The sequence below is a fragment of the Streptomyces sp. NPDC050674 genome (genome assembly GCF_040654575.1).
Lineage (GTDB): Bacteria > Actinomycetota > Actinomycetes > Streptomycetales > Streptomycetaceae > Streptomyces.
In genome coordinates, this window is sequence record NZ_JBFAIG010000001.1 from 238,239 (window position 1) to 255,812 (window position 17,574).

Annotated in this window: 17 protein-coding genes; 7 read left to right on the forward strand and 10 right to left on the reverse strand. The window is 73.2% G+C overall.

Features of this window, described 5'->3' with window-relative positions; translation table 11 throughout:
- The first annotated feature begins 85 nt into the window (after window positions 1-85).
- A complete protein-coding gene (locus tag AB0I06_RS00925; RefSeq protein ID WP_363116574.1) occupies window positions 86-541 on the forward strand; it encodes a DUF6069 family protein in 456 nt (151 codons plus the stop codon).
- A 752-nt stretch (window positions 542-1,293) separates the two neighbouring features.
- Here AB0I06_RS00925 and AB0I06_RS00930 read toward each other — a convergent pair.
- Window positions 1,294-2,259: a pirin family protein gene (locus tag AB0I06_RS00930; protein WP_363116575.1), complete on the reverse strand. Its 966-nt coding sequence runs from the start codon at window positions 2,257-2,259 to the stop codon at window positions 1,294-1,296.
- A gap of 125 nt (window positions 2,260-2,384) precedes the next feature.
- Here AB0I06_RS00930 and AB0I06_RS00935 point away from each other — a divergent pair, with 125 nt between their 5' ends.
- From AB0I06_RS00935 to AB0I06_RS00945, 3 genes are all read left to right on the forward strand, one after another.
- A complete protein-coding gene (locus AB0I06_RS00935) occupies window positions 2,385-2,867 on the forward strand; it encodes a MarR family transcriptional regulator (protein ID WP_363116576.1) in 483 nt (160 codons plus the stop codon).
- Window positions 2,864-3,310: a MarR family transcriptional regulator gene (locus AB0I06_RS00940; protein ID WP_363116578.1), complete on the forward strand. Its 447-nt coding sequence runs from the start codon at window positions 2,864-2,866 to the stop codon at window positions 3,308-3,310. Before AB0I06_RS00935 ends, AB0I06_RS00940 begins: the two co-directional genes overlap by 4 nt.
- 69 nt (window positions 3,311-3,379) lie before the next feature.
- The gene (locus AB0I06_RS00945; protein ID WP_363116579.1) at window positions 3,380-3,739 is read left to right on the forward strand and encodes a tetratricopeptide repeat protein; all 360 of its coding nucleotides are present in this window, start codon (window positions 3,380-3,382) and stop codon (window positions 3,737-3,739) included.
- A 67-nt stretch (window positions 3,740-3,806) separates the two neighbouring features.
- Here AB0I06_RS00945 and AB0I06_RS00950 read toward each other — a convergent pair whose 3' ends face one another.
- Window positions 3,807-5,210, reverse strand: a complete 1,404-nt coding sequence (locus AB0I06_RS00950; protein ID WP_363116580.1) for a PepSY domain-containing protein — start codon at window positions 5,208-5,210, stop codon at window positions 3,807-3,809.
- A 153-nt stretch (window positions 5,211-5,363) separates the two neighbouring features.
- Between AB0I06_RS00950 and AB0I06_RS00955 the strand changes: the two genes are divergently transcribed.
- Entirely contained in the window at window positions 5,364-6,008 is a 645-nt protein-coding gene (locus AB0I06_RS00955; protein ID WP_363116581.1) for a peptide deformylase, read from the forward strand.
- A gap of 219 nt (window positions 6,009-6,227) precedes the next feature.
- Here AB0I06_RS00955 and AB0I06_RS00960 read toward each other — a convergent pair whose 3' ends face one another.
- Entirely contained in the window at window positions 6,228-7,658 is a 1,431-nt protein-coding gene (locus AB0I06_RS00960) for an NAD(P)/FAD-dependent oxidoreductase (protein WP_363116582.1), read from the reverse strand.
- A gap of 120 nt (window positions 7,659-7,778) precedes the next feature.
- On the opposite strand from AB0I06_RS00960, the gene trxA reads away from it, so the two are divergent.
- Window positions 7,779-8,159, forward strand: coding sequence for a thioredoxin (gene trxA, locus AB0I06_RS00965; RefSeq protein ID WP_363116583.1), 381 nt, complete (start codon window positions 7,779-7,781; stop codon window positions 8,157-8,159).
- A gap of 45 nt (window positions 8,160-8,204) precedes the next feature.
- On the opposite strand, the gene AB0I06_RS00970 is transcribed toward trxA, so the two are convergent.
- From AB0I06_RS00970 to AB0I06_RS00980, 3 genes are all read right to left on the reverse strand, one after another.
- Window positions 8,205-9,641: a benzaldehyde dehydrogenase gene (locus tag AB0I06_RS00970; protein ID WP_363116584.1), complete on the reverse strand. Its 1,437-nt coding sequence runs from the start codon at window positions 9,639-9,641 to the stop codon at window positions 8,205-8,207.
- Window positions 9,642-9,879: 238 nt separating this feature from the next.
- Window positions 9,880-10,917 (reverse strand): LacI family DNA-binding transcriptional regulator, encoded by a 1,038-nt coding sequence (locus AB0I06_RS00975; RefSeq protein WP_363116585.1) that lies wholly within the window; start codon window positions 10,915-10,917, stop codon window positions 9,880-9,882.
- A 94-nt stretch (window positions 10,918-11,011) separates the two neighbouring features.
- Window positions 11,012-11,680 carry a helix-turn-helix domain-containing protein gene (locus AB0I06_RS00980; RefSeq protein ID WP_363116586.1) on the reverse strand — a complete coding sequence of 223 codons (669 nt, stop codon included), beginning with the start codon at window positions 11,678-11,680 and terminating at the stop codon, window positions 11,012-11,014.
- Window positions 11,681-11,808: 128 nt separating this feature from the next.
- On the opposite strand from AB0I06_RS00980, the gene AB0I06_RS00985 reads away from it, so the two are divergent.
- Entirely contained in the window at window positions 11,809-12,372 is a 564-nt protein-coding gene (locus AB0I06_RS00985; RefSeq protein WP_363116587.1) for an NAD(P)H-dependent oxidoreductase, read from the forward strand.
- Between the two features lie 264 nt (window positions 12,373-12,636).
- On the opposite strand, the gene AB0I06_RS00990 is transcribed toward AB0I06_RS00985, so the two are convergent.
- From AB0I06_RS00990 to AB0I06_RS01005, 4 genes are read right to left on the reverse strand one after another with little or no spacing between them, the layout of a single operon-like run.
- On the reverse strand, window positions 12,637-13,761 hold the full coding sequence (locus AB0I06_RS00990; protein ID WP_363116588.1) for an XdhC/CoxI family protein: 1,125 nt from the start codon (window positions 13,759-13,761) through the stop codon (window positions 12,637-12,639).
- Complete coding sequence (locus tag AB0I06_RS00995; protein WP_363116589.1) at window positions 13,754-15,868, reverse strand: xanthine dehydrogenase family protein molybdopterin-binding subunit; 2,115 nt, start codon at window positions 15,866-15,868, stop codon at window positions 13,754-13,756. The genes AB0I06_RS00990 and AB0I06_RS00995 overlap by 8 nt, the downstream gene beginning before the upstream one ends.
- Entirely contained in the window at window positions 15,865-16,857 is a 993-nt protein-coding gene (locus tag AB0I06_RS01000) for a xanthine dehydrogenase family protein subunit M (protein ID WP_363116590.1), read from the reverse strand. The genes AB0I06_RS00995 and AB0I06_RS01000 overlap by 4 nt, the downstream gene beginning before the upstream one ends.
- A complete protein-coding gene (locus AB0I06_RS01005; protein ID WP_363116591.1) occupies window positions 16,854-17,399 on the reverse strand; it encodes a 2Fe-2S iron-sulfur cluster-binding protein in 546 nt (181 codons plus the stop codon). The genes AB0I06_RS01000 and AB0I06_RS01005 overlap by 4 nt, the downstream gene beginning before the upstream one ends.
- Window positions 17,400-17,574 lie beyond the last annotated feature (175 nt).

Here is a 17,574-nt window from a genome sequence, read left to right on the forward strand (position 1 = left end):
GCGCGTGCAACCGGAGCTGCACAACGGCCCTGCCGCACGCCAGTCGACGCCCCGTACGCCAGTTAGCGAACGATGGAGGAACGACGTGAACAGCTTGAATGACACCGAGGTCGTCGCAGGCCCGGCTACGGGCCAGACCCGCCTCACCCACCGGCTACGCGGGCTCGCCGGCTCCGGCTTCATTGCCACGCTCGCAGCGATGGTGGCCACCACCCTCGCCGCGGCACTTGCCCAGGCCGTCGGCGTCGACTTCGAGGTCCCCGATGGTGGCGAGACGATCCCGTTGTCCGGGTTCGCCGTGGTGACCGGCTTCTTCTCGGTCGTGGGCATCGTCATTGCCGTCGCTCTTCGTCGTTGGAGCGCTCGCCCCGCCCAGCGATTCGTGTGGACGGCAGTGTCGCTGACCGCGATCTCGTTGGTCCCGCCCCTCCTCTCCGGGGCAAACACCGCCACCACCACCGCCCTCCTCGGGCTACACCTCGTCCCCGCGGCGGTGATGATCCCCACCCTGACGCGGAGCCTGCGCACCCGGACCGATTGACTCTCGAGTCGACGTCGGGCTTGAACCGCGCCAGGACGCGCTCGCAGCCGGGTCCACGAAACGAACCAGGGCCGAGGGGCCGTCGGCCCTCTGGTCAGCTATCCCACCGCACAGCACGCCCTGCTGCCCCATCAGCCACCGAGAGTCCCCATGCACGTCATGCACCGGCTCGTCGCCCGCAGCTGCGCGTTCCCCCCAGTGGCGATGGCTGGGCTGCTTTCGCTGATACGGTCCCAATCCCCCGGGGTTGGATCGAGGATCCAACCCCACTTCGGGGGCCGCACCTCGTCTTCTGCCATGTGATCGCAGGCGCCTGGAACGTGCGCCTTACCATTCTGCTTGATCAAGATGGCGTTGCCGGGGAACCGCCGCCATTCCTGTCGAACATGCCTTTCCTCTGGGTGTGCCTTGGGCACGCTGCCATCAGGAGGGCAGGCGCATCCCATGCCGATGATGTTGTCGCATCGCTCGCACCGCACCTCTTTCATGTGAACGAGTCTCCCATCCGAGAGTGCGGAGCTCACACCTAGCGGCAGGTCGAGTGCTGAAGGAACTGCTCTTCTCGGACCGGTCATGTGTGCTGTCCGACGGCCCCGTTTGCTCGTCATCGGCAGTCTGACGTTCGCGTGGGACCTGTGGCGCAGCCCCTCTTCATGTGCCCCGGCTACTCCTCTCCAGCGGGAAACCCGTGAGGGACAACGCAGGACGGTCGGCCGACTGACTGCCACCAGCCCGTCAGTCATTCCTACAGGTCAGCGGGTCCTTCCGCGCGGCTTAAGGGGGACTGGAGGCAGCGCAGGAGCAGGCAGCGGGGCGCCGTCGTAGCCCTTCACCTCTCCGAACCGCGTCCCCTCCATCCAGTCCCGGCGCGCCTGCTCGATCTCCGCCTGCGACCGTCCGATCCAGTTCCAGAACATGATCAGTTCCTCGTCGAACGGTTCACCGCCCAGCAGCATCAGGCCCGCCTCCGACTCCGCCCGCAGGGGCAGTTCACCGCGGCCGCAGCCGAGGTAGAGCATGGAGCCGGGCAGGACGGGGACGCCGTCGACGTGGGCCTCGCCGGACATGGACAGGACGGCGTACTCGAAGTCCGGTTCGAGGGGGAGGCGTACGTCCGCACCCCGGGTCAGGGCCAGGTCGGCGCCGACGATCGGGGTGTAGGCCGTACCGGGGGACGTCGCGCCGTCGAGGTCGCCGAGGATCAGCGTGGCCGTGAGCCCGGGGGCCGTGACGACCGGCAGCTCGGTGTGGTGTTCGAAGCGGGGCTCGGTGTGGCGGTGGCTGTCGGGGAGAGCGACCCACAGTTGCGCGCCGTGCAGGAAGCGGGCGTGGGAACGCGGGCTCTCCTCCGAGTGGCTGATGGCCCGGCCGGAGGTCATCAGGCCGAGTTCACGCGGGCGGATCGTCTGGAGGCTGCCGGTGGAGTCGCGGTGCAGCACCTCCCCCTCATGGAGCCAGCTCACCGTCTGAAGACCCATGTGAGGATGCGGCGGCACCTGCATGCCGGGCTCGTCGGCGATGTCGTCGGGGCCGTAGTGGTCGACGAAGCACCAGGCGCCGACCATCCGGCGGCCGAGGTTGGGCAGCAGCCGGCGGACTTCGCCGGACTCGCCCAGCCTGACCCGGCGAGGGCTGAGGAGTTCACGCACCGGCTCCGCCACCACGAAGCCACGGCCACCGCACAGGGAGGGGGCCGCCTCGCGCTCAAGATTGCTCATGACGCACAACCTAGTCCGGCGCGGAGGCTTGCGTCAGCGTCACCTTCGACGACGCCTCGACGCCTCGACGCCTCGACACCGAAGAATAGTAGCCATGTACATAGTATCTATGTACTGTATCCGGCATGAGCAACGGTTCCGAAGGTGCGACTCCCGGATTCCTCGTGTGGCGGCTGTCGACGAAGTGGCGGGTCGCGGTCGACCGCGCGATGGCTCCGCTGGGGCTCACCCACGCGCAGTACGCCCTGGTGGCCTCCCTGCACGGCATGCAGCGCTCGGGCGAGCGGCCCAGCCAGCGCCGCCTCGCCGACCACACCGGACTGGAGCCGCTCTACGTGTCGAAGCTGGCCCGAACACTGGAGACCGCCGGTCTCCTGGAGCGCACCCGTGACCCGCGCGACCCGCGCGCCGTGCAACTCACGCTCACCGAACAGGGCCAGGAGGTAACCCGGCGGGCGATCGAGGTCGTGCACCGTCTCCTCCAGCAGCTTCTCGGCCCGCTCGGCGGCCTCGACAGCACCCGCACCCGGGAGTTCACGCGTGAGCTGACGGTCCTGCTCGACGCACCTCTTGATCCCTCCAGCGAGAACGAGACGGAGCAGTCATGACCACCACCGCACCCCACGTCGACCCACGCGTCATCGCCCTGGCCCACTACGCCGGCCGCGCCCTGCTGGAGCACGTGCTCGACCGGCACGGGGTCACCTTCCAGCAGTCGGTCACCCTGCGGCTCGCCGCCCTCGCCGACGGCCCGGTCGCGCGCGAGCGGCTCGTCGACGGCGTCACCGACGCCCTGAAGACCGGCGCGGCCGAGGTGCACGGAGTGCTCGACGAGCTGATCGCCGCGCGCTGGCTGGCTCCGGTCGGGGCGTCGGACGTCCGGATCACGGACGCCGGGCGTGAGCTGTACGCCACGATCTCCCGCGAGACGGCGCCCGTCACCGCCCGGATCTATGCCGGCATCCCCGCGGAGGACCTGGCCGTAACGGGCCGTGTGCTGAGCCTGATCACCGAACGGGCCGGTGCCGAACTGGCCGTCCTGAGCCGCTGATCCGGCCCCCTCCGGCCGGTGGAATAACGGGCCGGCGGGCTCGGTTGTCGGCCTCGAAGGAGGCACCGAGTGAACACGATCCAGGACACGACGTACTACGCCCACGGGACTCCGGCCGAGCGCTGGGAGCGCGCGCGGCTGTTCTTCGACGCCAAGGACTACGCGGCCGCGGCGCGCGTCCTGGCCGGGCTGGTCGAGGAGGTGCCCGAGCAGACCGGGCCCCGGCTGCTCCTGGCGCGCTCCTACTACCACTCGGCGCAACTGCGGCGCGCCGAGGACGAGTTGCGGACGATCGTCGAGAAGGACCCGGTGGAGCACTACGCGCGGCTGATGCTCGGCCGCACCCTTGAGCGGCAGAACCGGCACGAGGAGGCGGAGTCGCACCTGCGGATCGCCTCGGCGCTCGCCGGTGACTTCGAGCAGGGCTGACCCACCCTCCGCCCCGGATGTCCGGCCTCACGTGAGGCCGGGCATCCGCGCGTCGGCAGGCGGTCCGCTACCCCTTGGGCGTCGCGTACGACCGCCGCCCCCGCCGGTGGGCGATCTCGCCCAGCAGGATGTCGACGGCGAGGAAGGCCGCCAGCGGGATGCCGAACAGCGGCAGGAAGTATCCGAGGACGGCGACCCCCGCCAGCAGCGGTACGAGGATCTGCGGCGGTACCTGCTGCCAGGCACCGCGCGGGATCGGACGGCCGAAGGCGCTGCCCCGGCCGCGCTGCCACCACATGCGGTATCCCCACACGATCAGCAGGATCAGGGAGCTCGCGAGCAGCATCAGGGCGATCTGGTTGGCCGGCCCGAAGAGGACGCCGGTGTGCAGGTCGATGCCCCACCGGGTGAGCTTGGCGAGCACGGGGTGATCGGCGAATCGCACCACGTCCATGACCTGGCCGTCGGCCGGGTCGATCGCGACGGCGTCCTGCTTCGAGGGCCAGCCGCGCTGCACCTGCTTCACCACGTACGCCGAGTCCGCGTCGGCGGGCGGCACGATCTCCACCGGGTCGCCGAGGCCCTCGGCCCGGGCCGCCGCCAGGACCTTGTCCAGGCCCACGCCGTGGGCCGCGTCGCCCGCGCGCCCGGTGGCCAAGTCGTGACCGGCGTGTTCACCGCCGGCCGCCGCCGACACCGACGGGGTGGCCTGGCCCAGCGAGGTCCGCAGCTCGTCGATGGTGGTGCCGGCGTAGGCCGACCAGGTCAGACCTGTAGCCGACAGGAAGAAGAATCCGGCCGCCGCCCATACGCCGACCGTGCCGTGCAGGCCGAGCGTGCGCCGGCGCCCCTTCGTCCCGCGTACCGTGCGCAGGGCCCTGCGGCGGGAGAACCACAGCACCAGCCCGCCGGCCGAGATGACCCACAGCCAGCTGGCCGCGAGCTCGCTGTACAGCCGCCCCGGCTCACCCAGGTGCAGATCGCGGTGGAACTCGTCGATCCAGGTGCGCAGCGGCAGCGCGCCCGTCGAGCCGTACTGTTCGAGGGAGCCGCGCACCTTCGCGGTGTACGGGTCGACGAACACGGCGAGGGTGTGGCCCTCGCCGACGCCCGGGACGCCGGACAGCATGACCCTGGTCGTCGCGTCGGCCTCGGGTGAGGGGCGTACGGCCGAGATCGTGCCCTCGGGGTGGGCCTTGCGGGCGGCGGCCACCTGCTCGCCGATCGGCAGCTTCTTCTCGCCGGCCGGGACGGTCAGCTCGTGGTCGTACACGAGCTTCTCGGCCTGGAAGGAACCGGCGTACAGCAGGCCGGTGACGGCGGCGACGAGGAGGAACGGCGCCACCAGTACCCCGGCGTAGAAGTGCAGGCGGAGGATCAGCGGGCGCAAGGGGGCCCAGCCGCCCTTCGGCGGTGCCGGGGCGGCTGGTTGCGGGGCCTCGTCCTTGGCGGTCGAGGGAGCGGTGGTCATCGGCGGGCTTCTCCGGGGACGTCATCAGGGCCGTTGCGGTGGGGGCGGTGGCCGTTGCGGTGCAGTAGTCGGGACGGAGGGGCGTCGAGTTCCCGGCGAACACGTGTGACGTGCGTCACGCTGGAGTGGGAGGTGGCGTGCCATCCTGGCGCGATGGGAACACCGAGCCATCGCCCGCCCCTGGCCGAGCGGGTCGAACAACTCCTCGAAGCGGGGCTCCCGTTGACCGTCGTCGCGGCCGGCGACCCGGTGCTGCGGCAGGGCACCGGGCCGTACGACGGGCAGCTGGGGCCCGGCCTGCTGGCCCGGTTCGTCGAGGCCCTGCGGATCACCATGCGTGCGGCGCCCGGGGTGGGTCTGGCCGCTCCCCAGGTCGGGGTGCCGCTCAGGATCGCGGTGATCGAGGATCCGGCGCCGGTGCCGGAGGAGGTGCGGGTGGCGCGCGGGCGGGTGCCGCAGCCGTTCCGGGTGCTGGTGAACCCCGCCTACGAGCCGGTCGGTGACGCGCGGGCGGCCTTCTTCGAGGGCTGTCTGAGTGTGCCGGGCTGGCAGGCGGTGGTGGCGCGGCCCGCCGAGGTGCGGCTGACCGGGCAGGACGAGCGGGGCCTGGCCCTGGACGAGGTGGTCACGGGCTGGCCGGCCCGGATCGTGCAGCACGAGACGGACCACCTCGACGGCGTGCTGTACCTGGACCGCGCCGAGCCGCGTTCACTGTCGTCCCATCAGGCGGTGGCGGAGCGCTGGGGCCAGCCGACCCCGCGGGAGGCCGCGCGGGCGCTGGGTTTCGAGCTGCCGTAGCGCGAGCGGAGCCGCTCCGCCGACATTCGGCGGCGCCCGTGGCGGGGTCCCCGTTACCGTGACCGCATGTCGCGGGACACGGCTCCCTGCCGCTGGACGAGCCGACGAACCACCTCGAGGGTGTCGGGATGGTCGGCGCCGAACGGTTACCGGGAGCTGTTGGAACCCGCGCACGGGTAGTCCCGGCCGGTGCCGTCCGGGGCGCCGGCCGGGGGCGGGTCACGCGTCCCGGTACGCCTCCAGCAGCCGCAGCCACACCTCGCTGATCGTCGGGTACGACGGGACGGCGTGCCACAGGCGGCCGACCGGGACCTGACCGGCGACCGCGATCGTCGCGGAGTGGATGAGTTCGCCGACGCCGGGGCCGACGAGGGTGACGCCGCGCAGGATCTCGTCCTCGAGGTCGACGATCATGCGGGCGCGGCCCTGGTAGCCGTCGGCGTACAGGCCGGCCCCGGCGACGGTGGACAGGTCCACGTCGACGGCCCTGACACGGTGCCCGGCCTGTTCCGCCTCGGCCAGGGACAGGCCCACGGCCGCGGCCTCCGGATCGGTGAACACGACCTGGGGCACGGCGGCGTGGTCGGCGGTCGCGGCGTGGGCGCCCCAGGGCTCGGCCGCGAGGGTCTCGCCGGTGGCGCGGGCGGCGATGGCGGCACCCGCGACGCGGGCCTGGTACTTGCCCTGGTGGGTGAGGAGGGCGCGGTGGTTGACGTCGCCGACCGCGTACAGCCAGTCGTGGCCGCTCACGCGGAGGCTGTCGTCGACCGGCAGCCAGGAGCCGGGGTCCAGGCCGATGGTCTCCAGGCCGATGTCGTCGGTGCGCGGGGCGCGGCCGGTGGCGAAGAGGATCTCGTCGGCCTCGATGCGCTCGCCCGTGCCGGTGACGGCCACGACCGTCCCGTTCTCCCGGGTCACCGACTCCACCGAGGTGCCCGTGCGGACGTCCGCTCCGGCCTCGGTGAGCGCCTCGGCGATCAGTTCTCCGGCGAACGGCTCCATCCGGGGCAGCAGGCCCTTGCCGCGGACCAGCAGGGTGACCTTCGAGCCGAGGGCCTGCCAGACCGTGGCCATCTCGGTGGCGACCACTCCGCCGCCGACCACGATCAGCCGGCCGGGCACGGTCTTGGAGCTGGTGGCCTCCCGGCTGGTCCACGGCTTGACCGCGTCGAGTCCGGGCAGGCCGGGCAGGGCGGCGCGGCTGCCGGTGCAGACGGCGACGGCGTGCCGGGCGGTCAGGACGCGTTCGCCGCCGTCCGGGCCGGTGACCGTCACCGTGCGGGGGCCGGTGAGCCGCCCGTGGCCGCGATACAGGTCGGCGCCGATGGAGTCGAGCCACCCGACCTGTCCGTCGTCCTTCCAGTTCGAGGTGTAGTAGTCCCGGTGGGCGAGGACCGCGGAGGCGTCGAGGTCGCCCCGCACCGACTGGCGCAGGCCCGGTACGCGGCGGGCGTCGGCACGGGCGATGACCGGTCGCAGCAGGGCCTTGCTGGGCATGCACGCCCAGTAGGAGCACTCGCCGCCGACCAGTTCGCTCTCCACGACCGCGGTGGTCAGCCCGGCCGCGCGGGTGCGGTCGGCGACGTTCTCCCCCACGGGCCCGGCCCCGAGCACCACGACGTCGTACGCGTTGGTTTCCGTTTCCGTCATGGGGTCAGTCTGGTGGGTGGTGTGCGCCCTGGCCACATGGGTAGGGGCGCGGAATACGTGTCCGGTCGGCCGTGTTGTGCCGACGGCTTGACCCCACCCCAGGAAGTAGGGATGTACGCCATGAGCAGCACCGTGGAGCTCACCAAGGAGAACTTCGACCAGACGGTCACGGACAACGAGTTCGTCCTGATCGACTTCTGGGCCGACTGGTGCGGGCCGTGCAAGCAGTTCGCCCCGGTGTACGAGAAGGCGGCCGGGGAGAACCCGGACCTGGTGTTCGGCAAGGTGGACACCGAGGCTCAGCCCGAGCTGGCCGCGGCCTTCGGCATCCAGTCCATTCCCACGCTGATGATCGTCCGGGACCAGGTCGCCGTGTTCGCCCAGCCGGGCGCCCTGCCGGAGGCCGCCCTGACGGACGTCATCGGGCAGGCCCGCAACCTCGACATGGACGAGGTGCGCAAGACGATCGCCGAGCAGCAGGCCCAGCAGCCGGCGGAGTGACCCGCCGGGCCCTTGTGACGGGCCCGGCGAGGGGCGGGGCGCGTCCTAGAAGGGGTAGGGGGCCACGTCTCCGCGTACCGTCGTCCAGCGCAGTTCGGTGAAGGCCTCCAGATTGGCCTCACCGCCGAAACGGGCGCCGGTGCCGGAGGCGGCGACCCCGCCGAAGGGTGCCACGGCCTCGTCGTTCACGGTCTGGTCGTTGATGTGGACGATGCCGGTCGGGATGCGCTCGGCGAGGTCCAGGCCGCGGGCCGGGTCCCTGGTGATGATGCCCAGGGAGAGGCCGTAGGGGCTCTGCGCGGCCAGCGCCGCCGCTTCGTCGGCGGTGGTGAAGGAGCGGACGGGCGCGACCGGGCCGAAGACCTCCTCGGTGTACGCGGGGCTGTGGTCGTCGACGTGGGCGAGGACCGTCGGCCGGTAGAACAGCCTGTCGTGGGTGCCGCCGGCGGCGAGCTTGGCGCCCGCGCTCGTGCTGGCCTCGACCAGGCCGCTGATCTTCGTGAGCTGGCCCGCGTCGATGATGGGGCCGAGGTGGACCTGGTCCCGGTAGGGGTCGCCGACGGCGAGTGAGTCGGCCTTGGCGGCCAGCCGCTCGACGTACTCGTCGTAGAGGGACGCGTGCACCAGATGGCGTCCGGTGGTCATGCAGATCTGGCCCTGGTGGAAGAACGAGCCCCAGGCGGCCGTGGAGATCACCGCGTCGAGGTCGGCGTCCTCCAGCACGATCATGGCCGAGTTTCCGCCCAGTTCCAGGTGGGCCCGCTTGAGGTGACGGCCGGCGGCCTCGCCCACGGCCCGTCCGGCGGCGGTGGAGCCGGTGAAGGAGATGACCGGCACCCGCGGGTCGGCGACCAGGGCCTGGCCGGCGTCCGGGCCGCCGGGGAGCACGTGCAGCAGGTCTTCGGGCAGGCCCGCGGCGGCGAAGACCGCGGCCAGGGACAGCCCTCCGCAGACGGCCGTGCGCGGGTCCGGCTTCAGCAGGACCGCGTTGCCCAGGGCCAGGGCCGGTGCGACGGAGCGGATGGACAGGATCAGCGGGGCGTTGAACGGCGAGATCACGCCCACCACACCGGCCGGGACGCGGCGCGTGTACGACAGGCGCGGCGCCTCGCTCGGCAGGACCTGCCCGGCCGGGCGGGAGGCCAGGGCGGCGGCCTCGTAGCACTCCTGGGCGGCGACGTGCAGTTCGAAGTCGGCCTTGCCGGGGACGGAGCCGGATTCGCGCACGAGCCACGCGCGCAGTTCGGCGGCGTGCTCGGTGAACAGGTCACCCGCCTTGCGGAGCACGGCGGCCCGGGCGAAGTGCGGGGTGCGGGCCCAGGCGCGCTGGGCGGTGGCGGCCCGCCCGGCGGCGGCCCCGACGTCCTCGGGCCCGGCGAGGGTCAGGGTGCCGAGGGCCTGGCCGGTGGCGGGCTCGGTGACGGTGTACCCGGGCCCCGTGAGGCGGTGGGGCTGCCAGCTCCTGGTATCGAGCAACGGCATGACGGCTCTCCGATCGATCGGTCACCGGCTGACGGGGCGGTCGGACTCCCGTACGTGCGCGGCCGGTTCGGCGGTCACATGGCGGGACGCGCCGAACGGACGCGGCGGTGTGCGCCTCGGCCCGCGGGTGAACACGTCCCCGTTTTGTTGAGCATGCAACATCCTAGCCGTGCCGCGGCACGAAAGCCCGGTCGCCGTCCGTCCGCCGGCCGGTCGCGTCGCGCCCCGTCGCGCCGGATCAGCTCGACGCGCGGTGCACCACCGTCGCGCCCAGCACCTTGTGCGTCTCGGGCGCGGTGGCGGGCTGGCGGACCGTGCGGTCGACCAGTTCGGCGAGTTCGCGGCCGGAGGGCAGCTCCAGGCGGACGGTGCTGAGCCGGGGCCTCAGCAGCCGGCCGAGCACCAGGTCGTCGGCGCCGATCACGGCCGTCTCCTCGGGGATGCGGATGCCCTCGTCCAGCAGGGCCCGCATCAGCAGCATCGCGTACTCGTCGTTGTAGGTGAACACGGCGTCCAGGCCGAGCCCGCGCCACCGGGCGGCGAGCCGCGCCGCGGCCTGCTCGTCGTAGGCGAGGGGCAGTTCGGTGAGCGTGGCGTCCGTACCGCGCAACGACTGGCGCACACCGTCGAGGCGGGGTGCGGAGAACGCCTCGAGACCGGGGTCCTGCGGCACGACGACGCCGATCCGGCGCCGGCCGCGGTCGTAGAGGTGGGCGCCCGCGCTGTGGCCGACGATGTCGTGGTCCATCAGCAGGGCGTGCGCGCCCTCGATGGTCTCGGGCCCGAGGGTGACGACGGCCCGCGCTCCCGAGCGCTTGAGCACCGCGACGCCGCGCGGGCCGAGCCCGGAGCCGGGCACGAGGACCGCCACGGGTCGTAACTCGGCCCAGGCGCGGGCGGCTTCGTCGCCGTGCGGACCGCCGGTGCCGTACTGCACGACCGTGTAGTCGAGCCCGGCGAGCGAGCTCTGGAGGTCGGCGAGGAACCGGCTGTAGAGCGGGCCGACGGGGAAGGTCGGCGCGGGGATCAGGACCATCCGGCTGTGCCCCGCGCGCAGGCTGCGGGCCGCCGCGTGCGGTACGTACCCGAGCTCCCTGGCGGCCTCGCGCACACGACGGCGGGTGGGTTCGCTGATCCGTACGGCACTGGTGTTGTTCAGGACGTAGGAGACGGTCGCGCGCGAGACGCCGGCCAGGCGGGCCACATCGGCGCTCGTGGGCACGGAGCGCGACGGTGCGGGGGACGGGGGCGCGGGCGTTTTCGGTATCTGCACCATGACGTACGGCATCTTGGCAGAAGCCCCAATGCGCGCTTTAGGCGGGGGAGTTGTGAGGAAGCCGTGAGCGCTCACGACGGCGGGCGGGCGGGAGTCAGCGCGCCGTGCCCGCCTCCGTCACCCGGTCGACCAGGTCGACCCACGCGGCCTCCAGGCGGGACAGCGGCAGGCCGCACTGCTTGGTCAGGTGATGGATCAGGGCCGGGTCGAGCTGGGCCATCAGCGCGTGGGAGAGGAGTTCGCCGTCCGCCTCGGGGACCGCCTGCCGCAGCAGCATCTCGATGTGGTGCCGCAGGACGCGGCGGGCGGGGACGACGTAGCGGCGGCTCGCGCCGGGGTCGGCCGCCAGTTGCAGCTCCAGCTCGTCGGCCGAGCGGCGCAGCATCGCGAGGCCGAACGCCCGCAGCCGCTCCACGGGCGGCGCTCCGGGCCCGAGGGGCGGCGGGCCGCTGAGGAACGCGGCCTGGAACTTCTTCTCGGAGTGGTCGAGCAGTGCCGTCAGCAGGCCGGTGCGGTCGCCGAACCGGCGGAAGACCGTGCCCTTGCCGACGCAGGCCTCGGCGGCCACGGCCTCCATCGTGACGGCCTCCGCGCCGCGCTCCGCCACCAGCCGTGCGGCGGCCTCCAGCAGCCGGGCGCGGTTGCGCGCGGCGTCGGCCCGCAGGCACGGTTCGTCGGCCTCCAGGGCGGTGCCGAGCTGGAGCAGCTCGGGGTGGTCGACGGGCTCCTGGGGCGTCGGGAGGGGCGGCGGGACGGCGGACATGAAGCCAGCGTAAAGCATCGGGAACAAAACTGGACCGCGGTCCGGTTAGGATGCTAGAACGTTAAACGGACCCCGGTCCGGATCGAAACGCACTGTCTCAGAGCAGTACCTCATACGTGGGAGTCAGCATGTCCGTTCGTATCCTCGCCCTCGTCGGCAGCCTCCGCGCCGGCTCGCACAACCGCCAGCTCGCCGAGGCGGCCGTCAAGCTCGCCCCCGAGGGTGCCGAGGTGGACCTGTTCGAGGGGCTGGCCGAGATCCCCTTCTACAACGAGGACATCGACGTGGAGGGCAACGTCCCGGCCGCCGCCGCGCGGCTGCGCGAGGCCGCGAACACCGCCGACGGTCTGATCCTCTTCACCCCCGAGTACAACGGCACCATCCCGGCCGTCCTGAAGAACGCCATCGACTGGCTGTCCCGCCCGTACGGCGCCGGCGCGCTGAGCGGCAAGCCGGTCGCCGTGGTGGGCACCGCCTTCGGCCAGTACGGCGGCGTGTGGGCGCACGACGAGACCCGCAAGGCCGTGGGCATCGCCGGCGGCACCGTGCTGGAGGACGTCAAGCTGTCCATCCCCGGCTCGATGACCCGTTTCGCCGAGACGCACCCGGCCGACGACGCCGAGGTCGCCGAGCAGCTGACCGAGGTCATCGCCCGCCTGCACGGCCACGCCGGCGCGACCGCCGCGGCCTGACCGCCCTCACCCCGTGCCCGCGGAGGGGCCGAGGCCGGCAACGGCCGTCGGCCCCTCCGGCATGCCTGGAGGGGCCGACGGCTCCCGGGGCGGCCTTTCCGGCATTAATCCGGAGCGGCCGACGGCTCCCGGCAGCCTCTCCGGCATGTCTCACAGGCGCTGACGGCTTCCGGCGGCCTCTCCGGGATGCCTCACAGGCGCCGACGGCTCGGCGGACGCTCCGGTATGTCTCACTGGCGCCGGCGGCTCCCGTCCGCACGCCGCTCAGACCGGCTGCGGCGCGCGCCCGGCGTGGTGGATCGGCGTGCCGGAGCCGGTGAGCGGCGCGCCCGTGCCGCCCTGCCGGACCGCGATGATCTCCGCCGCGATGGACACGGCCGTCTCCTCGGGCGTCCGGGCCCCCAGGTCGAGGCCGATCGGCGACCTCAGGCGGGCCAGCTCGCGCTCGCTCACGCCCGCCTCCCTCAGCCGCCGGTTGCGGTCCTCGTGGGTCCGTCGTGAGCCCATGGCGCCCACGTACGCCACCGGCAGCCGCAGCGCCCGCGTGAGCAGCGGGATGTCGAACTTCGCGTCGTGGGTCAGCACGCACAGCACCGTGCGCCCGTCGGTCCCGGTGCGCCGGAGGTAGCGGTCGGGCCAGTCGACGACGATCTCGTCGGCCTCCGGGAAGCGGGCCCGGGTCGCGAAGACGGGCCGGGCGTCGCACACGGTGACGTGGTAGCCGAGGAACTTGCCCATGCGGACCAGGGCGGCGGCGAAGTCGATCGCTCCGAAGACGATCATGCGGGGCGGCGGGACGGCCGACTCGACGAGCAGGGTGACACCGCCCGGGCAGTGCGACCCGTCCTCGGACAGCTCCACCGTGCCGGTACGGCCGCCGTCGAGCAGGGCTCGGGCCCGGTCCAGCGCGGCACGGTCGAGGTCCGGGGTGCCGCCGAGGCCACCGTCGGGTGAGCCGTCGGGGCGGACGAGCAGGGCACGGCCCAGGAGGCCGGAGGGGCCCCGCACCACCCGGGCCAGGGCCAACGGTTCGGTCCGGACGGCGGCCTCCAGCGCCGCCCTCTCGACCGGACGGCCGCCCACCCGCGGGGTGATCATGACATCGATGGTCCCGCCGCAGGTCAGACCCACCGCGAAGGCGTCCTCGTCGCTGTAGCCGAACCGCTCGACGAGCACCTCGCCGTCCCGGAGGGCCTGGAGGCACAGGTCGTACACGGCTCCTTCCACGCAACCGCCGGAGACCGATCCGACGGCCGTGCCGTCGGCGGAGACGGCGAGCGCGGCGCCGGGAGGGCGCGGGGCGCTGCCGCTGACGCCGACGACCGTGGCGACAGCGAAGTCCCGGCCCTCCTCGATCCACGCGTGCAGGGACCCCGCCAGATCAAGCATCGCCACCCGCCAGCAGCACACGGTCGGGCCGGATCGGCAGATGGCGGTGGCGTACGCCGGTCGCGTGCCACACCGCGTTGGCGACCGCCGCGGCCGCGCCGACGATGCCGACCTCGCCGATGCCCTTGATGCCGACCGGGTCGTCCGGGTCGGGGTCGTCCACCCAGTCGGCCTCGATGTCCGGTACATCGGCGTGCGCGGCGACGTGGTAGCCGGCGAGGTCGGCGCCGTAGAGGCCGCCGCTCGCCCGGTCCCGGACGGCTTCCTCGTGCAGGGCCATGGAGATGCCCCAGATCATGCCGCCGACGAGCTGGTTACGGGCGGTCAGCGGGTTCACGATCCGGCCGGCCGCGAAGATGCCCAGCATGCGGCGCACCCGGACCTCTCCGGTGCCCGGGTCGACGGCGACCTCGGCGAACTGGGCGCCGAAGGCGTGCCGCTCCTTCTGGGCGAGGGCCCCGAGGGCCTCGGCCGTGTTCGACCGTACGGTGACGCCCTCCGGCGGGATGTCCGCGCCCGGCGCGAGAACGTCGCGCAGTTCCCGGGCGGCGGCCGTGACGGCCCAGCTCCAGGAGCGGGTGCCGGCCGAACCGCCGGCGATCGACGCGGGCCCGAGGTCGCTGTCCCCGATCCGCACCCGGACCCGGTCGGCGGGCACCTCCAGGGCGTCCGCGGCGACCAGGGTGAGCGCGGTGCGGGCGCCGGTGCCGATGTCCGCGGCGTTGATCCGCACCGTGTAGGTGCCGTCCGCCTCAGCGGTCAGGGCCGCCGTGGACGGCATGGCCATCGTGGGGAAGGAGGCCGCCGCGGTGCCCGTGCCGAGCAGCCAGCGGCCCTCCCGGCGCACGCCGGGCCGCGGGTCCCGTCCGTCCCAGCCGAACCTGCGGGCGCCTTCCCGGAAGCAGGGGATCAGGTTGCGGCTGCTGAACGGCAGCCCGGAGACCGGGCCCACCGCCGGCTCGTTGCGGACCCGCAGCTCGATGGGGTCCACGCCGCACCGTTCGGCGAGCTCGTCGAGCGCCGACTCCAGCGCGAACGAGCCCGGTGCCTCGCCCGGCGCGCGCATCCAGGTCGGCGTGGGGACGTCGAGCTTCACCAGCCGGCTGGCCGTGTGGTGGGCGTCGGCGGCGTACATCGAACGGCTCGCCGCGGCGCTCGGCTCGACGAAGTCGTACACGGACGAGGTCTGGTTCAGCGACCGGTGCTCCAGGGCGCGCAGCCGGCCGTCCGCGTCGGCGCCGAGCCGGACCCGCTGTGCGGTGGGGCTGCGGTAGCCGGCGAGCGAGAACATCTGGCGGCGGGTCATGACGACCCGCACCGGGCGTTGCAGGACGGTCGCGGCCATCACCGCGGCCACCTGGTGCGCACGGGCGCCCTTGCTGCCGAAGCCGCCACCGACGTGCTCGGACCGCACCCGCACCGAGCCGCGGTCGAGGGAGAACAGCTTGGCGAGCTCGTCGGCGACCCAGCCGGTTCCCTGGTTGGAGTCGACGACCTCGAGCCGGCCCCCCTCCCACCGGGCCGCCGCCGCGTGCGGCTCCATCGGGTTGTGGTGCTCCTCCGGAGTGGTGTACTCCGCGTCCACCAGCACGGTGGACGCGGCGAGTCGGGCCTCCAGGTCGCCCTTCTCCACCACGGCCGGCATGTGCCCGTCGACCGCGTACGCCTCGGTCTCGCGCCCGGCGGAGAACGCCACGTCGTGCGGCTCCTGGTCGTAGTGCACCACGAGGGCGTCGGCGGCCTCCCTGGCCTGTTCGGGGGTTTCGGCGACGACCAGGGCCACCGGCCAGCCCGCGTGCCGCACCCGGTCGTGCTGGAACAGGCCGACGCTCGGGTCCGGTGGGACGCCCATGACGCCGATGTAGCCGGTGTCGACGCGCGGGGCGTTGTGGTGGTGGAGCACGGTGAGGACGCCGGGCATGCCGAGCACGGCCTCGGTGTCCAGGGCGCGGACGCGGCCGCGGGCGACGGTGGACAGCACCAGCCAGCCGTGGGCGAGGTCGGCGAAGGGGATCTCGCCGGCGTAGCGGGCCGCTCCGGTGACCTTGTCGCGGCCTTCCACGCGCGTGTGCGCGGTGCCGACGGCTCCCTTGGTCGCGGTGGTCATCGGGCCGCCTCCTCGGCGAGTTCGCTGAGCACGGCCACGACGAGGTTGCGCATGAGGGTCACCTTGTATCCGTTGTCGGGCAGGGGCCGCGCGGCGGCCAGTTCGGCGTCCGCGGCGGCCGCGAAGTGCGCGGCGTCGGCCGGTGCGCCGGTCAGGGCGCGTTCGGCCGCGTGGGCACGCCAGGGGTGGGAGGCGACCGCGCCGAAGGCCAGGCGCACGTCGTGGACGTGGCCGTCCCGTACGTCGAGTGCGGCGGCGACGGAGCCGATGGCGAAGGCGTACGAGGCGCGCTCGCGCACCTTGCGGTAGCGGGAGTTGGCCGCCGTGGCGGTGGGGGGCAGGGTGACACCGGTGATGAGCGCACCCGGCGGCAGGGCTGTCTCCAGCTGCGGGGTCTCCCCCACCGGCAGGTAGAAGTCGGCGAGCGGCAACTCGCCCGCTCCGGCGGCCGTTTCGTACGACACGCGCGCGTCGAAGGCGGCCAGTGCCACGCCCATGTCGGAGGGGTGGGTGGCCACGCAGTGGCCGGAGGCTCCGAGGACGGCGTGGTTGTGGTGCTCGCCCGCGATCGCCGGGCAGCCGCTGCCGGGAGCGCGCTTGTTGCAGGGTGAGGTGACGTCGGTGAAGTAGCCGCAGCGGGTGCGCTGGAGCAGGTTGCCTCCGACGGTGGCCATGTTGCGCAGCTGCCCGGAGGCGCCGGCCAGCACCGCCTGGGCGAGTGCCGGGTAGCGGCGCCGGACCTCGGGGTGGGCGGCCAGGTCGCCGTTGGTGACGGTCGCCCCGATGCGCAGTCCGCCGTCCTCGGCCGACTCCACCCTGTTCAGGGGCAGTTCGCGTATGTCGACGAGCCGGGAGGGCCGCTCGACGCCCGTCTTCATCAGGTCGACGAGGTTGGTGCCGCCACCCAGGAAGCGGGCCTCGTCGTCCCCGTCGAGCAGCGCCACGGCGCCGGAGACATCGTAGGCGCGCTGGTAGCCGAACTCCCTCATGCCGCCGCCCCCTTCGTCTCCCGCGCCGCGCGGGCCACGGCCTGGACGATCGACACGTAGGCGCCGCAGCGGCACAGGTTGCCGCTCATGCGCTCGCGGATCTCCTCCGGGGTGAGCGGTGGTGGCCCCGCTTCGGGCCGGACGTCGCCGGTGGCCGCGCTCGGCCAGCCGGCCGCGTGCTCCTCGATCACGGCGATCGCCGAACAGATCTGGCCCGGCGTGCAGTAGCCGCACTGGAAGCCGTCGAGGTCGAGGAACGCCTGCTGCACCGGGTGCAGCCGGTCTCCGTCGGCCACGCCTTCGATGGTGGTGATCTCGCGCCCTTCGGCGGCGACCGCCAGTTGCAGGCAGGCCACGCTCCGGCGGCCGTCGATCAGGACGGTGCAGGCGCCGCACTGCCCCTGGTCGCAGCCCTTCTTGGTGCCGGTCAGGTCCAGGCGCTCACGCAGGGCGTCGAGCAGGGTGGTGCGGTGGTCGACGGTCAGCGTGTACTTCTCGCCGTTGACGGACAGGGTGAGGTCGCTGGACGTCGATGGGGGCATGGAAGCCTTCTCTCTCACATCGCGAGTTCGTGGAGCACGGGCGCGCCGGACAGTGGTGCCGTCGCGCGACCCTGCGGGATGCGGGCGGGCCGGCCCGGGGCGCGACGGCCGCGGGCTGTGCGTACGGACGGCACGCCGATACGATGGGACAAGCGGACAGTTGTCCGTTACCGGG

Coding starts and splice junctions, on each gene's coding strand:
- AB0I06_RS00930 (WP_363116575.1), bottom strand. CDS start 2,259: ATGAGCAATCTTGAGCGCGAGGCGGCCCCCTCCCTGTGCGGTGGCCGT.
- AB0I06_RS00935 (WP_363116576.1), top strand. CDS start 2,385: ATGAGCAACGGTTCCGAAGGTGCGACTCCCGGATTCCTCGTGTGGCGG.
- AB0I06_RS00940 (WP_363116578.1), top strand. CDS start 2,864: ATGACCACCACCGCACCCCACGTCGACCCACGCGTCATCGCCCTGGCC.
- AB0I06_RS00950 (WP_363116580.1), bottom strand. CDS start 5,210: ATGACCACCGCTCCCTCGACCGCCAAGGACGAGGCCCCGCAACCAGCC.
- AB0I06_RS00955 (WP_363116581.1), top strand. CDS start 5,364: ATGGGAACACCGAGCCATCGCCCGCCCCTGGCCGAGCGGGTCGAACAA.
- AB0I06_RS00960 (WP_363116582.1), bottom strand. CDS start 7,658: ATGACGGAAACGGAAACCAACGCGTACGACGTCGTGGTGCTCGGGGCC.
- trxA (WP_363116583.1), top strand. CDS start 7,779: ATGAGCAGCACCGTGGAGCTCACCAAGGAGAACTTCGACCAGACGGTC.
- AB0I06_RS00970 (WP_363116584.1), bottom strand. CDS start 9,641: ATGCCGTTGCTCGATACCAGGAGCTGGCAGCCCCACCGCCTCACGGGG.
- AB0I06_RS00975 (WP_363116585.1), bottom strand. CDS start 10,917: ATGGTGCAGATACCGAAAACGCCCGCGCCCCCGTCCCCCGCACCGTCG.
- AB0I06_RS00980 (WP_363116586.1), bottom strand. CDS start 11,680: ATGTCCGCCGTCCCGCCGCCCCTCCCGACGCCCCAGGAGCCCGTCGAC.
- AB0I06_RS00985 (WP_363116587.1), top strand. CDS start 11,809: ATGTCCGTTCGTATCCTCGCCCTCGTCGGCAGCCTCCGCGCCGGCTCG.
- AB0I06_RS00990 (WP_363116588.1), bottom strand. CDS start 13,761: ATGCTTGATCTGGCGGGGTCCCTGCACGCGTGGATCGAGGAGGGCCGG.
- AB0I06_RS00995 (WP_363116589.1), bottom strand. CDS start 15,868: ATGACCACCGCGACCAAGGGAGCCGTCGGCACCGCGCACACGCGCGTG.
- AB0I06_RS01000 (WP_363116590.1), bottom strand. CDS start 16,857: ATGAGGGAGTTCGGCTACCAGCGCGCCTACGATGTCTCCGGCGCCGTG.
- AB0I06_RS01005 (WP_363116591.1), bottom strand. CDS start 17,399: ATGCCCCCATCGACGTCCAGCGACCTCACCCTGTCCGTCAACGGCGAG.